The 16903-nt window shown below is 36.1% G+C and carries 10 protein-coding genes and 1 pseudogene; 3 read left to right on the plus strand and 8 right to left on the minus strand.

Going from position 1 to position 16903, the window contains the following annotated elements; all coding sequences use genetic code 11:
- Positions 1-28 precede the first annotated feature (28 nt).
- Together FJR09_RS14805 and FJR09_RS14810 are read left to right on the plus strand one after the other, a co-directional pair.
- A complete protein-coding gene (locus FJR09_RS14805; protein ID WP_015078765.1) occupies positions 29-3442 on the plus strand; it encodes a virulence factor SrfB in 3414 nt (1137 codons plus the stop codon).
- Between the two features lie 67 nt (positions 3443-3509).
- Complete coding sequence (locus FJR09_RS14810; RefSeq protein ID WP_015078764.1) at positions 3510-4598, plus strand: hypothetical protein; 1089 nt, start codon at positions 3510-3512, stop codon at positions 4596-4598.
- Between the two features lie 124 nt (positions 4599-4722).
- Here FJR09_RS14810 and FJR09_RS14815 read toward each other — a convergent pair whose 3' ends face one another.
- The 3 genes from FJR09_RS14815 to FJR09_RS14825 all read right to left on the minus strand — a co-directional run bounded on the left by FJR09_RS14815 (position 4723) and on the right by FJR09_RS14825 (position 6950).
- On the minus strand, positions 4723-5040 hold the full coding sequence (locus FJR09_RS14815) for a helix-turn-helix domain-containing protein (RefSeq protein ID WP_015078763.1): 318 nt from the start codon (positions 5038-5040) through the stop codon (positions 4723-4725).
- A 138-nt stretch (positions 5041-5178) separates the two neighbouring features.
- Positions 5179-5814, minus strand: a complete 636-nt coding sequence (locus FJR09_RS14820; protein WP_015078762.1) for a DUF3226 domain-containing protein — start codon at positions 5812-5814, stop codon at positions 5179-5181.
- An 11-nt stretch (positions 5815-5825) separates the two neighbouring features.
- Positions 5826-6950 carry an ATP/GTP-binding protein gene (locus tag FJR09_RS14825; RefSeq protein ID WP_015078761.1) on the minus strand — a complete coding sequence of 375 codons (1125 nt, stop codon included), beginning with the start codon at positions 6948-6950 and terminating at the stop codon, positions 5826-5828.
- 40 nt (positions 6951-6990) lie between these two features.
- Between FJR09_RS14825 and FJR09_RS14830 the strand changes: the two genes are divergently transcribed.
- A complete protein-coding gene (locus FJR09_RS14830) occupies positions 6991-7188 on the plus strand; it encodes a type II toxin-antitoxin system PemK/MazF family toxin (protein WP_168650567.1) in 198 nt (65 codons plus the stop codon).
- 121 nt (positions 7189-7309) lie between these two features.
- Here the strand turns inward: FJR09_RS14830 and secA are convergent, their stop codons facing one another.
- From secA to FJR09_RS14855, 5 genes and pseudogenes are all read right to left on the minus strand, one after another.
- On the minus strand, positions 7310-10093 hold the full coding sequence (gene secA, locus FJR09_RS14835; protein ID WP_168652675.1) for a preprotein translocase subunit SecA: 2784 nt from the start codon (positions 10091-10093) through the stop codon (positions 7310-7312).
- Between the two features lie 141 nt (positions 10094-10234).
- Positions 10235-10771: pseudogene (locus FJR09_RS14840) on the minus strand (cytochrome C).
- Between the two features lie 134 nt (positions 10772-10905).
- Positions 10906-11670 carry a hypothetical protein gene (locus FJR09_RS14845; protein ID WP_015078759.1) on the minus strand — a complete coding sequence of 255 codons (765 nt, stop codon included), beginning with the start codon at positions 11668-11670 and terminating at the stop codon, positions 10906-10908.
- A 76-nt stretch (positions 11671-11746) separates the two neighbouring features.
- Positions 11747-13585 (minus strand): hypothetical protein, encoded by a 1839-nt coding sequence (locus FJR09_RS14850; RefSeq protein ID WP_168650563.1) that lies wholly within the window; start codon positions 13583-13585, stop codon positions 11747-11749.
- 66 nt (positions 13586-13651) lie between these two features.
- Positions 13652-16891: a tubulin-like doman-containing protein gene (locus FJR09_RS14855; RefSeq protein WP_168652674.1), complete on the minus strand. Its 3240-nt coding sequence runs from the start codon at positions 16889-16891 to the stop codon at positions 13652-13654.
- Positions 16892-16903 lie beyond the last annotated feature (12 nt).

The raw sequence follows: 16903 nt of genomic DNA on the forward strand, positions 1-16903 counted from the left end.
ATTAACAAACAAAAAAGGAACATCAAAAATGCCTGTGGAAATTCAGCTTCTACCTAGCTTTAAATTAGGTGTGAAAGAAAACACACAGTTGCATCTACCCACCATCCAAATTGTCCCTATTAAAAGCAACATACCGTACATTTCTCGAATTACCTGCATAGTTAGAGGTACACCAAATGAATTAGCAGCACAAATTCAAAAAAGTTATAGACAACTTCACACAGCCACACCCAAACAAATTTATAATATTTCTCAATTAGGACAAGATCCCTGTCAGTTAGATGCACCTTTAATCACAATAGTTGATTGTACCTTAAAGGTGATTGTCGAATATTTTGATTCTGACGCTGGGGGAAAACCAAATTTGTCCATATCTAATCATGTATGTGCTGAATGTGATCTTTGGTTTATACCCAATTTACAAAAATCATCAAGTTCATCTACAAAAAATCATCTACCCATGAATACTTCACAATTTGATCACTATTTGAATAATTTAAGTCAACAACTCAGTGAAAAACTCAACGAAAAACAAAGAAAAAGATTTCCTGGTTGGTTAGCGTTAGATTTTGGTACTTCCAACTCCACAGTGACACTTTTTGACCCCATAGAAGTCCCCATTGCCGAAGTTTTACCCAGAGAACAAGAACTGAGATTAAGAGAACGGATGGCGGAATGGTTCAATTCCTCCCCAGATTTAGCCTTACCAGATGTTAGTAGTAGTGAGTGGGAAAAATTTCTAGTTGATATTAGCAAAAACTTAGCAATAGAATCAGATCAATTAAGTGAAATTTTTGAAAGTGATAACAAAGAATTATTTTTAGAAGCAATTCGCCAAATTGAATTATGTTTAGGAACAAGTGATAGATTTCGGCGGGCTGTTAGCAAGAAACTTTATGCTATATATCACGAAGTTTTCCGCGTTCCCACATTAGAATCACAAAATTTAATTCCCGTAATTTTAGATATTGATAGACGCAGTACAGAAATTCCCAGTGAAATGGAAGTATCGCAATTAATTCCCTTAAAACTACGCATGGGTAGAGACGCAAGAGATAATAGAAAAAAAGCCATAGCCCAAGGAACAACTGTTTCAGTTAAAGAAATTATTAGCAGATTTCATCATTCACCCAAACGCTATTTTGGACAAGATCGATCTTTCCCAATTATCTTAGAAGAAGATGAAGAAAACATTCAAGTTAATCGCCTCATTCAAGCAGCTTGGGCGCAATTAATTGAACTAACAGAAGATTATCGGCAACGGGCTAGACGGAGATTTTCAGAAGGCGATTTTTTAACAGCAGTTGTTACCTATCCCACCGTTGCCCCTCCCGTAGTTCGCAAAGAAATTAAGCAATTAGTCCAGGAATTAGGCATTGATGATGTGCAAACAGCCTATGACGAAGCTGTTTCTGTAGCTATCTTTTTCCTGTGGCGAGAATTTGGCGGAAATCTGAATATTGGGATTGAATCTTTTAAAACTCGTTGTCGTCAAAATGGGAATAAATGGTCACAAAATGTCCTGGTTTTAGATATTGGTGGGGGTACAACAGACTTAGCTTTAATTGAACTTACTCTAGAAGATAAAACTCCCTTCTTTGCAGATCATGAAGATAGAGGTTTAGGAGGACGTTACTATAAACTTACTCCCAAATTATTAGGTTCTTCGGGACATTTACAATTAGGTGGTGAATTAATTACTTTACGAATTTTCCGTTTGTTAAAAGTTGCAATTTCTGATTTTCTGCTGACCGCAGTTACCACAGGTGACATTGAAAGCGATAAATTAGAAGACTTAATTAACTCTGAATTAAATGACCGTTTTTTAGAAGATGGAAAATTTAAAACTGGTAGTTTATTAAAATGTATAGATAAAGAAAATCCCGAAGGTGACGTTGCTTTTAAAGATGCCCTAGATACAGCGGAAAAAGTCTTACCAACTCGTTGGCAACAAGCAACCCAACGCCTACAAACCTTTTACACATTGTGGGATCATGCTGAAGCTGCTAAACTCAAATTAGGGCAAAAACCACCCGCAGATGGTTCTTTATTAACCTTCACTTTAAATGAACAACAAATTGGTGAACTTCTTGCCCAAAGTGCGATTAAATTTCAAGTTAGAAGTTCTGAATCTATTTCTCTAACTTTAGATCATCAGCAATTTGAACGGGCAGCAACTTCTTCAATTAAAGAAGCCATTGGTATTGCAAAAGGCTTAATGGAAAGCCGTCTTAATTCAGAAACAAATCAAAAAGTAGATTGGTTAATTCTGTCTGGAAAAACTTGCAATTTTAATCTTGTTCAACAACAAATTTACGAAGAATTTAGTAAATCGCCTTATTTTGTTTGGAATCCCGAACGAATTACTTTTGTTTTAGAATTTACCAAAATTGCCACTTCCGCAGGTGCTTGTTATGCCGAAAAATTGCGTCGCTTTCGATTTGATCCAGAAGAATCTAAAAATCTGTTACGTAAAGGTGCAAATCAACTAGAAATTGATGTCAAAAACCTGTTTTATTATCTTCCTTGTAACTTCAAACGCAAAACCCAAAGTAACGAACCATTAGCCATTTTTAATGCTGGACAAGAACTATATCAACTTGCACCTTGGGACACTGTTGCTAAAGTGCGGACACCTTGGCAGGGCATCCAATTAACAAATATTATCCATCGTCAAGATTATGAAAATGGCACTTTTCGCCTGTGGGGTAGTTTCGACGGTAAAATATTGATGGATAAATTGGGTATGGAAGAACAGGAATTTCTCAAAAAAATTAAAATCCAATTTGAGATTGACCAAGCTTTACAATTTAGCGTTTTACTATGCCGAGGTAATCCTCATTATTTAATAGATGTGGTTGGCATTGATATTAATTCAGTCATATCTAAATCTACTGAAAATACCTTATTTACTGATGGTAATTTAAAATGGAATATCGCCATAGAAAACCATCAACACAACTTAAATGATGGTGATATTGCTGTTAATGTTTTAGAATCTGCCACAGTTGATCAACCTCATGCTTATCATTTAGTATTTGCAGTTGATAATAATGAAAGTAAATCAATGGAAACATTTCATTATTTACAAGATGGTGTCAAACAACCAGGAACAGGATTAATCAGTAAACCTTTGCCATCATTTCCCCAAAGTGGTCAACACACCTTCTATATTTATCAGACTGATAGTGATACAAATACTAAGAAATGGCTACGGATTGGCACACTCAGCAGACCAGATATTATCACAGATTATCCTTGTCAATATCATGTAACTATTGATAATACAGGCATATTAAGAATGCACGCTGGGGCAGTTCCTTATTGGACATCTAATAATCAAGAATGTCTGGAACAAGAAGGATGTGTTTATCGCGCAGAATTGGAATTACAACCTAACGAAGTTGATAAAGAACGTGATCCTTTTTGCGGTATTCATTAATCTTATATCCCCGACTTCTTAAAGAAGTCGGGGATATAAAATCTTCTATTTTCATCCTAACAAAATTATGCAGAATTTACATAAACTACTAAATACAAAAAACTCAGAATTAGCCAAAATATTACGGTTTAATTTATATGGATTAGCCGCAACTTTAACAAAAGCAAATCAAGAATATCCGCTTGATACCGGATTTCAGCTATCAGAAGAAATTCTCCAAGAACTTCATCAATTATTAGATCCCCGACTTCTTCAAGAAGTTGGGGATCTAAAACAACCTCAGTTAATAAAATTAAAAGATGCTTTTAATGATGATTCAGAATTAAAATCTTATCTTGGTAATTCTTGTATTCAAAGCCAAATTGATGCGGAAATATGGAACGAAATTCATAGAAAACTGTTGCGAGTTCCTGAAGATGTAGCTACATTTTGGCGACATAAGGCCTTAGAATTAGCGCAAGAAGTAGGTGCAGTTGTAGATCATATAAATCTGGAGGAATTACCATTTGTCCGTGATGAAATTATTTATCCAGGGTTAAGTGGTACAGTTAAGGCCAAAGGATTATGTTTATCTCAAACAGCTTTGGTAAATTCAGGAATTGCCCAAACTCATCTTTCTGAAAATTTATATTTAATCGCCGGATTTTTACTTTTATATATTAAGTTTATTGAAATAGATCCAGACTTACATCATGCTTTAAAAAGTGTTTTTAGCTTTGACGTAGTTTCTTTACATTCTAAATTAGAACAACGTCATCAATATATTGACACATTAAGCGATCGCTTTCACCGCCTGCAAAAATCCGAGGAAAATACTGATACTATTTTAAATTTATGTGCCTGGATTGACATGGATGAAGCCATTCATTCCTTAGTATTTATTCCCCCGGCTGAACGTTATTCTTGGTGGGGAAAATTACAAAAAGAATCTCGTCGTCTTCTCAGAAAAGCCGTTGATAAAGCTATGAAAGCAGGTAATGAAGTCCGACTCAAACAGTTATCAGGACTGTATGGTGATGTTTGTGAATTTTCTAAAGATGACTTGCAATTAGACTGTGGTGGTAATCCAGGTGAAGTATTAACTTGTTTGCGAGTCTATACCAAAATTAATCAGCAAGAGTATCCGGGAAGGGTGATATTTCGGACTTTAAGGTAAGAGAATAATTGAAAATCATGACAACCCTCCTTCGTAATTCATTCAGTTCTAATGTGTTTTTCCAAAGTGTGTTATTTTCTATCTTGTAATTTTGCTATGAATTTTGACTTGGAAATAGCTCGAATTAAACTACAGTTATTCGGGCATTATGGCTAGATTTAGGTTTTACTCTAATTTCTACATCAATTTCAAAAGCATTGAGAAATCTAAACATTCTTTCTAGAGAAAAACCTGTGAGTCTTCCTCTCATTAAAGCAGAAACTTTTGGTTGATCAATTCCTAATAATTCAGCCGCTTCAGCTTGGGTGATATGACGTGCGGTGATAGCATTACTGATTTTGCGTGCTAGTTCTGCTTTTACTAGCATTTCATCTGGGTTGGGTAAACCTAAATCAGCAAATACATTACCGCTACTAGTTGTTATTTCAATATTTTCTGTCATGATTATTTATTTTTCTCTTACCGATAAACTTGGTTATAATGCTGTTTTGCCCTTTCAAGTCTTGCTTCAATTAAGTCAATGTCTTGCTTAGGTGTAGCGATACCATATACTATTGTTCAGGAAGATGAGGAAAAATTTTTAATTAAATAACCGTGTTAACCAGTCAGTAAACTTTATAGCAATATCTGTATGAGGACGAAGAGATTGTTTAGTAATTGCCTGTCCCATAGGATATCCTGGTTCATCTTGCCAAGCTAGATATGTGTGAATAATTGCTTTACTAAGATCCAATGATTTAAAAGTTGTTAATTTATTAATTTGTGCTTTAGTAATACATTCTTTCGCAAATTCTAAAGATTTAGGTTTTGCTAATTCTGCACAAAAATCCTCTAATTTACCCGAATCTTGATTATTCGGCATCAACCAAAATCCAAGTTTAGGTTCATCTTCAATACCCTTAATTATTGTTCCATGCTTATCAGGAATCTTAGGTAAGTTATAGCTATAATGAGTTAATTTGCCTTTAATGCTTGCCCATCTTCCTTCTAGAGAAGGGCTATCAGCATCAAGCATTACTCCGATTACTTGAGGAGCATTAGAACGGGATATCAAAGCATTCAGACGCTTCAAAACTTCTGTATCTGCACCGCATTCATATATTCCAAAAGTTTCAGGAACTTGGTGAGCAGCACACAAAGCCATAACAACATGACAATCATTTTTACCTTCCAAAAGTAACACTTTATCGGTATCTTGTTTACAAATATCTTTCATACTATTTCTCTTTATCTTGTTTCAACGTCCATTTCAATAGAATCTGCCAATGTTTCAGCAGAATATTCTTTTACTTTAATCAGATTATTTTTAACTTCTAGTCTAAAGAAAGCACCAAGTAAAGGATACTTATTCCATGCACTATCAAAACCATTTACACAATCACGACTATGTGTGGTTGCAAATACTTGAACATTGAGCTTTTCGGAAAAATGAAAAAGAATCTCCCAAACTTTAGGTTGTACTGTCCAATGCAAGCCATTTTCAAATTCATCAATTAACAAAATTCCATCTTTCGCATTCACCAGAGCTACCATGATATGAAATAAACGATTTAAACCATCACCCATACTTTTAAGAGCTAATGGTTCATCTATACCTTCAACTTTTACTAGAGGAATACGATTGTCGCTACTACGGCCTTTACTAATGTCTTCTACAAAAGCAACTCCTGATATCTTAGGTTCAATAAGTTTAAGAGCAGAAATCACCTCTGATTCCAAACTAGTTAAACTTGTCAAATCCCATAGAGCAGCTAATTTTCGGTTGGGCATATTCTCTGTCGAGACAAATTGCCATTTGTATTTTAATTCAGAATCTTGTCGTTCATAAACAACTCTAGAACCACGTCTAATTTCTCTAAAATCCTTATCTAATCTCAAGATTCTTCGAGTTTTTTCGCCTTCTTCTGCTACTAGAATAACTTCAATATTTGATAAGTCTTCATATAGTTGCTCACCAGAAATGCGAATTCTTTTCATTGTCCCTTCATCATCAGATTTAATCTGATATACAGCAATGCCGATGTGAATTTTTGAGGTTGAAGAAATTTCTCCAATAATGATACCTTGTTCTCCTATATCGGGTAATTTATGACTAAAAAATAGATGACGTATGGGATTACTAAGAAAATTTGGAGGATGCTGTTGTGCTTCACTAATCCAAGATCCTTGCCTTGATTCTACAAGCTCAAGTATAGTCATAGGGGAAGCATTACTGGCATAGAGTTCTACTGCTTCGAGAAATGTACTCTTACCAGCATTATTCATACCGACAATAAGGTTAATATTACTTAATTTTTTAACCTCTATTTGATCAAAGATTCTGAAGTTGCGTATTTCAAAAGACTTCAGCATAGAAAATTGACCTAATCCTTTTTCATTAGTTTACAAGAAATTGGAGCATACAGCATCCTTAAAAGGGCAACCATACCCCACAAGAGTAACCTGTCAATTTCAAGGACAAAATGGACAAATTGTCCTAGACCAAATTCGCACAATAGATAAAACTCGATTAGTCAAACTTCTGGGTCAAATTACTACAGAAGAACAAAAAACAGTTCTGGATATCCTAGCTGAAATGTTCGCCGAATAACTCTTCTTCCTCCTCTTCCTTTGCGCCTTTGCTCCTTAGCGACTTTGCGCGAAACAAAAATAAAACAAAGACGCAGAAAACACCCTCCGTGCCTTGTGCGTCTGTTGCGAGAAAAAAACCCTTAAACCATCTCAGCAGTTTGTTGCGCTTGAGGCTGGAACATAAACAGAGAATAAACCACATCACGGCGGATATTCACCATCATATCCAAGAACAACTCATAACCCTCACTCTTATACTCAATGAGCGGGTCTTTTTGCCCATAACCACGCAAACCAACAGACTCACGCAAAGCATCCATTTGTTGCAGATGCTCCCGCCACAAAGTATCTATGCGTTGGAGAATAAAGAACCGTTCTGCTTGGCGCATTAAACCCGGTTGAATTTGGTCAATTTGCGCTTCCTTCATATCATAGGCAATCCGCGCTTGTTCATGGAGAAAAGCTTTAATTTCCATCATCCCCATATCCTCCAACTGTCCAGACTGCATATCAGCCAACAGGTAAACAAACTCCTTCACCTTATCTACTAACTTTTCTAACTCCCATTCTTCCGAAGGTAAATCAGGGTTGATGTAATAATCAACGATGTCGTCCATCGTTTTTTCTGCGTATTTTATCACCTGTTCCTTCAAATCCTGACCTTCCAACACCCGGCGACGTTCCGCATAGATAGCCCGCCTTTGGTTATTCATTACCTCGTCATACTCAAACACCTGTTTGCGGATGTCGTAGTAATAGGTTTCCACCTTTTTCTGTGCGCCTTCTAAGCTGCGAGTTAACATACCTGATTCTATCGGCATATCTTCTTCCACTTGGAAAGCATTCATCAAGCCGGCAACGCGATCGCCCCCAAAGATGCGCAATAGGTTATCCTCTAAACTGAGGAAAAATCTTGTCGTTCCAGGGTCGCCTTGTCTTCCCGCTCGTCCGCGTAACTGGTTATCAATTCGTCGTGACTCATGACGTTCCGTTCCAATTACGTGCAAACCACCTCTGTTGACAACGTCATCATGTTCGCGGACAGTAAATTCTTCATACTCATGCTTAATCTGCTGGTAAGCTTCCCGCAATTTCTGAATTACCAGGTCATCTGTCGGGGCTTTTTCCGCCGCCACAGCTACCTTCTCTTCTGCTTCCAATTCCGGTAAACTGCGCTCACCATAAGCCTTCACAGCCACCTCTACAGCCGCTTTTAAAAGCTGTTCTGTTTCTTTTCTTAATTGGGTGGGGAAAATTTCTGGAGAAGCCCGCCAAGTTTTCACCTTTTTACCAGGAACAAAGCCTTGTCCACCACCGCTACCACCTATCGGTAGTCCAGAAGCCCTTTGCATCCCAAAACTATCATCATCTTCGGGGCTAACAATGCGAGGCATAAAGTATTCCCGCAGTTTCAACCGCGCCATATACTCAGAGTTACCACCCAGGATAATGTCTGTACCCCGTCCTGCCATGTTCGTAGCGATAGTTACAGCCCCACTGCGTCCAGCTTGGGCAATAATTTCCGCTTCCCGTTCCACATTTTCTGGTCTAGCGTTAAGTAACTCGTGGGGAATTTCCATTTCCTTGAGGAGTCGGCTGAGAAGTTCGGACTTTTCGACGCTGGTTGTCCCCACTAACACAGGTCTACCATTTTCGTGCATTTCGGCACATTCTTTAGCGATCGCTCCCCACTTCCCTGGTTCAGTCTTAAACACCATATCAGACAGGTCTTCCCGTCTTCTAATCCGATTGGTGGGAATAATCGTCACTTCCCGTTTGTATATCTTTTCAAATTCCACTTCCTCAGTTTTTGCCGTTCCCGTCATTCCCCCCAACTTGGGATAGAGCAAAAACAGATTTTGATAGGTAATTGTCGCCAAAGTTTGGGTTTCTGGCTGAATTTCTACGTGTTCCTTGGCTTCAATAGCTTGGTGTAAACCATCACTCCAACGCCGTCCCGGCAGTACCCGACCTGTAAATTCATCTACAATCACAATTTCGTCATTGCGGACAATATAATTCACATCTTTGAGAAATAATTCCTTAGCCTTAATCGCATTAAACATAAAATGCGCCCAAGGGTCTTCTGGGTCAAACAAATCTGTCACACCCAACTGATTTTCCGATTCTGCAAAACCCTCATCTGTCAAGAGAACGTTACGATCCTTTTCATTAACTTCGTAATGCTCATCTTTTTTGAGACTAAAAGCAATTTCTGCCGCTTGTAAGTATTTTTCCGTTGGTCTTTCCACCTGACCAGAAATAATTAATGGAGTCCGGGCTTCATCCACTAAAATCGAGTCTACCTCGTCAATTACACAGAAATTAAACGGACGTTGTACCACCTCAGCCATTGAAGTAGCCATATTATCCCGGAGATAATCAAAGCCTATTTCGCTGTTGGTGACATAGGTAATATCACACTCATAGTTTTTTTGGCGCTCGCTGGGGGTCATAGTGGACTGAATTAGCCCCACACTCAACCCCAAGAACCGGTGTACCTGACCCATCCATTCCGCGTCTCGACGCGCCAGGTAATCATTCACAGTAATAACGTGGACACCTTTACCAGTCAGGGCATTTAAATAACTTGGTAAAGTCGCTACCAAAGTTTTTCCCTCACCGGTTTTCATTTCGGCAATTTGCCCAGTATGCAGAATTATCCCACCCTGAAGTTGCACATCAAAGTGACGTAATCCTAAGACACGCCGCCCCGATTCCCGAACCACAGCAAAGGCTTCCGGTAAAATATCATCTAGAGTTTCGCCTTTAGCCAACCGTTGTTTAAACTCGACGGTTTTCGCTTTTAACTGTTCATCAGACAGCGGCTTAATATCTTCCTCTAAGAGGTTAATTTCTGTAATGTAAGGTTGGTATTTTTTAAGTTTACGAGCGTTGGGATCGCCCAACAAAAGTTTTAGCATGGCAGTTTATAGAATTAAATCAAGGGAAATGGAGATTTAAGCTTTAGCTATATAATTATAGACTTTGAATGTCATTGGTAATTGGTAATTGGTCAGTGGTCATTCGTCATTGAGAAAATTCTTCTTCCTAAACTCCTACCCCTACTTCCATTCTGGACTAAGGCTGCGGAAGTCGTACTTATCAGCATTAAAATGACAACTCACACAACTACCCATATTTATAGGAGTGGGTAATTTGACACCAGGATGCAAAGCCTTAAAATAACGAGAGTCCTTGAGACGCTAGGGTGTTGTTTCTTCCTGTAGTTGCACACGGGAAAAGGTGTAAAGATATTTTGATACTAAACGATGTTCAAGTTTGCCTAAAGGCTTAATTTGTACGCTATAGTGCTGGGAGTCTTGTAAAAGGTTTTTCCAAGTTTAACTAGGAAATACAGCCGGTGGTAATGCGATATGACAAGATGAGCAGTTTTCTAAATACAGTTCTTGTCCTGGTTGGTATTGTGTTGGTACGACATCAACAGTCCCAATTGAGTCTACAGGATTTGCACCGCGAGCGCTGGTAGCGAATCCTAATATCCAGCCCATAGCCACACTCCAAGCAAAAATCACCAGCATGACGATAAGTAGTTGGCGTTTTAGTCGGCGGTGGGATTTGCTTTTTGCTACATTTGACATAAGGTTCTCAGTTAGGAGTTCAGGAGTTCAGACGGAAGAATTAGATCAAATTAGGAATAGTCTCGAATCTGGGAAGGTGATAGATTTTTGATAGAAGGGGGAAGGCAAAATTTTGATAGATGAAGTATGATTTTTTATCTAACTTCTCGCACTTCTCCCAACCGTGTAAAACGGATTTCAATTCGTCGTCGAGTGACATCCTCTTTCCGCGCTATCCCTGCAAATTTTCCATTTGGTAATATTAATTGTGCCGCAGAATAAGCACGAAATGATAGTCCAGATAGTTTACCTTGTTTTTTCTGGATATCACCCAGCACCTTCACAACTGACAAAGCCCGCATTAATCCTAAATCAGCATTAGAACCAGCTTGTAGTTTTCCTACTTGTAAGTTACCACTAGCTACATTTTCTAAATTCACATCTAAATTACTTGTTACTTTACTATTAGCTTGTCCGTCTGTATGTCCGATTATTTCTACTACATTAATCCCATATTGTTTAGTTCTAGCTTCTATTTCCGGTACTATTTGGTTAAATATATAAGTTGACATTTTCGCAGGAATTTCCGCACTACCGGAAGCAAATCTATAATCTCCTTGATCTTTTATAACTATGATTGGAGGTGTATCTGTTGATTGTTTTTCAGACTGTAGTTGTAGTTGTATTTGTAAATATTTTACTTGCTGCTGTAATTGTTTGATTTTTAAAGCTAACTGTTCTGAATTTTGAACACTTTGATTGATATTTTTACTAATCTGTGATTTATTGATTTGTGATATGATAATAGTTAAAAACAAAAATAAAACCAATATCATAAACGCATTAGACATTAAATCAGTAAATGCTGGCCAAACGTTTAGATCTTCATTATATTCTGTGTAGCGTGAACGACGAGCCATAATTGCAATGTTTTATTTTTGTAAATTTGTTAGTCAATTTAAACAGTAGGGTGTGTTAGCGCCAGCGTAACGCACCTCATGTATCGTTATTTGTGTCATCAAGTTTTTGTTGATATTTCTCAAGATTCTTGATTAATAGCTCCAAACCTTTAATATTAGCATCAAAACCCTTCTTGTTGATATTAGTTTGTCTGTCAATTCCTTGAATAATGGTATTACTCACATTTTGATATTCAGCAATTAGTTGAGAATTATTATTCTCTAATAATTTCATCAGTTTTTGATTATTAGCATCTATTTGATTAGATGCTATACTAGTAGCAGTATTCACATCATTTGTATATGTTTTCACAGTTTTTAATAACTGCTCAATAGTTGTGATTAATTTATCAAAACTATTAACTTTATCGCGCACTCTTTGATCTAAATCATCCAGTTTATTAACTGCTTTTTCATAACTATTAGCTCCTTGCTGAAGTCCGGGAATAATTTCAGTGAGAAGATTTTGGTTATTTTGATGTGAATCTAATACTTGAATTGAAGTTTGGTTCATAGCTTTTATCTCTTCAGCTAAACTAATTAAGCTCTGACTAGAATTTTCAGTTTCCGTTGAAACCGTGCTAATTAATTCCGTTGTATATGTTTTCACATTTTCTAATAACTGACTCATAGCTGTGATTAATTGATCAAAATTATTGAATTTATCTCCCACTCTTTGATCTAAATCATCTAATTTACTAGTTGCTTTTTCGTAAATATTAGCTCCTGCATGAAGTTGGGGGATAATTTCACTAAGAAGATTTTGGTTATTTTGATGTAATTCTAGTACCTGAATTGAAGTTTGGTTCATAGATTTTATTTCTTCTCCTAAATTAATTAAACTCTGACTAGAATTTTCTATTTCAATTAAGGCATTTATAATCAATTCCGTTGTTGCTGCTAAACTTGTAGCTGACTCAGAAAATTTCTGCTGTGTATTACCCAAATCTACAGTAGCTAATGATAATTTGAGAGGAAACTCACTTTGATTAAAAGTTTCAGCAGACTGTTTAAAGATTTGAGAGGTTGCATTTAAGTCTGACATAGAATTTTGAAACTCATTAGCAGCACGAGATATAGTTCCAGCAGCGTCTGTAAATTTTTCATAAACCTGTCTAGCTAAATCTGTAGTTTCTTTATTCCCGTCAGCAATTTGTTTTGCGACTTTTCCCATAGATTGTTCTACAGCTTTTCGCACTGTTTCCCCAAAATTTGTTAAAAATTCATCTTGCTGGGATACCATTTTATTAACTATTTTATCAAGACGGGTATCACCCTGCACTTCAGGAAAATATACATTATCTAGATAATCTTCTAAAGAACTAATTAATTGATATTTTGCAAAACTAGTATTCCAGATACCATTGGATATTGTTAATATAGAACTCAAGCAAATTCCTATCAAACTCGTACTAAATGCAATACTCATTCCTTGTAATGGTTTCTTTAATTCAGTAACTAAATTACTAACATCACTAGCATTAGTTTGATTAATCGTTTGACTAAGGGTAGATAAATTAATAGTGATACCTAAAAAAGTTCCCAGTAACCCAAAAGCTAACAGTAAATTTGGCAGAATTCGACATAAATAATCTATTTGTTCACAGGTAAATCCCTTGATTGTTTCCTGACTATAAATCTGGTCTATTAATGCTCCTGTATTTACCTGTTCTAATTGTTTACTAGCTTGTTCAAATCTAGCTTCTAATGTTTGGATAATTTTCGGTTGTCCTTCCGCTGATCCTGTTTTGATTAATCTTTGGACTTTATTAGTCAAAAGTATTAAATAGCGATAAAGAGATCTGCGAAGAAGAATAGTAACTATAGTAACTATAGATAGGATGATGAAAACTAAGTAAAGTAGTAATAGTGGCATAAAAATGACCTTTGGTAGTGCAAGAAGTTTGCGAGAATTGGGTAGATATGAACTACCCATGAAAAACTATAATGGATATTGCAGAAAGATTTTTTGTTTTTCTCGCTCGTATTCTTCTGGAGTCATAAAACCCTCATCTAAATCTTGTTTAAGCTGCTCTAATTCTTGTCGTCGTCTTGAACGATTATCAGAAGAATTAGCAACTATTTCCCCCACAATAGATTTTTGAGTTCCTGTATTGTTTCTTGGTAAAATTGACTTTGTGTTTATAAATTTTGCTTCCATTTTCTTCAAAAAACGATTTATAGCCCCCTCCCTTGTATTATCGGTAGTATTCCTTGTATCTGTATATACTCTTGTCTTATAGAGAGAATTAGGACTATCTTCGGAAATTCTGGTCAGCTTATCAGGAAATTGACGCAATTTGGGTAAATATTCATTTTCCCATAATGTTGGATTATTTTCCATTTCTAAAATTGTATTATCCAAAATTTGCTTTAATGCTTCAGTCATATTGGGGTTACTAGCTAGATATTCCAAAGATTCTATCCAAATTCCACTCAAGGAAACAGTATCATAACTATTCTGAAAATGGTCATAATATTGAAACTCTAATTCTTGAGTAGCATGATTTTCTGCTAACAGTTCTAATGCTAAACAAGGATAAAAAATATTTTCCACTTCTTCCATTTTTCCAGCATTAGGTGGCATAATATCAGGAAAGGATATACGATAATCATTATGCAAAAAAGATTTACCAGAATTTTGTTCTCGTAAATATGGATTTCTCATTCTTTCCAGACTACTAATTAATCTCAAAGGAAACGCAGCATATTCATTAACAATTAATATCTCATCATCTGCTTGAACTTCTTTTAATTGACTTTGTTGAACAGATAAGTCCTGTGTTAGCAAACTTTTAAACTGTTTGACTTCTAATTCATCTGTATTCTTATAACCTACTAATTTACTACTTTTACCAGTCTCATCTCGAAAATAAGGATCATTCAAATTTAAACGCAAAAGTGGTTGAGCTTCTTGCATAATTTGTGCTAAACGAGTTGAACGCGCAGCTAAGGAGTATTTTTGCATGAAGCGTTTAATCACAGAAGTAACAATATTGCTACCTCGAAAAGCAAATAAACTATCAATTTTCAGATCAATTTCTTGTTTTATCTGAGATTGAGTAGTACGTTCTATATTCAGGAAAAAAGCTAAAGATGCTCCTCTACCATTTTCTTCGGTAAGTGCTGAACTTGCTAAGACTAATTGAGGACAAACATCATTTTCTGGGATCATTGTTTGATAGCAAAGTTCTATATCTTCAGTATCAAAAATTGCCTCTCCACTCATTTCATCGAAATTCAATTGTTTTAATTCTCGTTCCTCTTTTTCATAAGCACTTTCTAAGTCCTCTACTAAACTACTAAAAGCTGCAATTTGCTTTTCTTTTTCTTGAACTTGCTTTTGTAATTGATTGACAATTTTTAAAGTTTCTTGCAATACAGTTAATTCAAAATTATGCTTGATAATTTTGTAAACTTCTTGCATTACTTTTTTGCACTCCTCCTGAAATGGAATGTTTTTGAAATCAACAAAGGGAATACCTATTTTATTTTCCATATCTTCAATTGTTTGTTCTGCATTCTCCCATTTTCTTTCTACATCTTCTAAGCGCTTCATGCCTCCAAAATCGGTAATTTTCTCCTGTAAATCCCCTTGATATTTATGTAATTCGTGTCGCAGAGAATCTAACCAATTGCGTGTATTTTTAATGGAGAAATTAGGATCTACTGGTGTGAGTAATTGCATCACATAATCATCAATATTCCCATTAAGTTCTTTGGTAATTTTGGGAGTAGCTTGCATTAATTTCGTCAACCAATAACCGCGACTGCTTTCTGTTTCTCCTGGTTGCACTGTGCGAAATTGTTTATAAAACTCTGTTGCTAATTGCTGACGGATATTAGTGCGGTCATCTTTGTTTTTACATTCAGCAATTAACCGGGATAATTTATTTTGCCAATTTTTGAGACTATTACTAAAGGTCTTATTAGATTCTTCTACAGACTCTGCTAATTTATTAGTTAAACCATCTCGTTTGCCTAAGTCATTATGCCAATTATGTTGAATCAAAAATTGCTCAAGTAAGTTAATAGGATCTGGACTTTGACCTTTACCATTTAACCAAAACCTGACTAACTCTAAACCTACCTTTGTTAAAGCAATTTCAATAATAGTATCACGAGGAAAATAAATTGCTGACAGTCCAAATGTTAAGTATCTTTGGGTGTTACGACGAGGATGTTTATCTGATTCAATCATTTTTTCTTTAAAATTATCCCTGTTGCTTTTCATTACAGGTGCTAATTCACCTGAAAAATCAAGAGCAATCTTATGAGCAATCACATTACATAGTTTACCTTGTGTCAGAATCTGATATTCTCCTAGCGTTTTATTAGAAATTAAATAAGCATAGTCAAATGGCTCTTTTTTATTTTGTACAATTACCGAATTTTCAAGATCATAAACTGCTTCAAAAGTTGTACCGGGAGTGCTGTAATAATTTAATTCTTTCAGAGATGCGTAAGTATTTGTAATCATTTTGTTGGTATTGCCATATAAATCAGGACTAATCACTAAATAGGCAAAAATTTTAGCAGTTTCATCTCTATAGATATCTCTAAGGCTATAAGCAACATCTAAAAACATCCCACTTCCTGTACCACCACAGAGAGAACCAACAACAAAAATATTTAACCCTGGTTCAATTCTTAACCCCGATTTCAGCAAAAAAGATTCGTGTCCTCTCGTTCGGTTTTCTGCTGTTACAATTGATGTTTTAATTTTTTGGTAGTTGTGAAAAAAGGCTAGTCTTCCTACAGGTCTTATACATTTTGCTCCGTCTTCAATTGCTCCAACATCTTGCAATAACCCAGGAGGAAACCATCTTCCAATATGGTCATAAGGTCCGTAATTACTATATTCCGAACGCCGTTCTAGTCCTTCTACAAACATGGTGACATCTCTAGACGACATGGTAGCACCGACTTTTTCAGCTTCTTTAAAACTTAGGTCAACGCCATGATAGGTACTCCCTGTTCTAATCCCTGTGACTTGGGTGGCTGCTTTATCTGTATCAATGTGAACAAAACTGACAATTGGTAACTTATTTAGGTCTCCATAACGGTCAACAATTAACCGTCTAATTCGCATTAATACATCTCTACCAGTTCCCCCTAAACCGATACAAATTGTCCGATTAATTCCTCTAGTTTGGTTTTCCTTTGCAGATGCTTGAGTCATGATGTTTTTCCC

Origin of the sequence: Dolichospermum sp. UHCC 0406 (assembly GCF_009712025.1) — a bacterium.
GTDB lineage: Bacteria > Cyanobacteriota > Cyanobacteriia > Cyanobacteriales > Nostocaceae > Dolichospermum > Dolichospermum lemmermannii.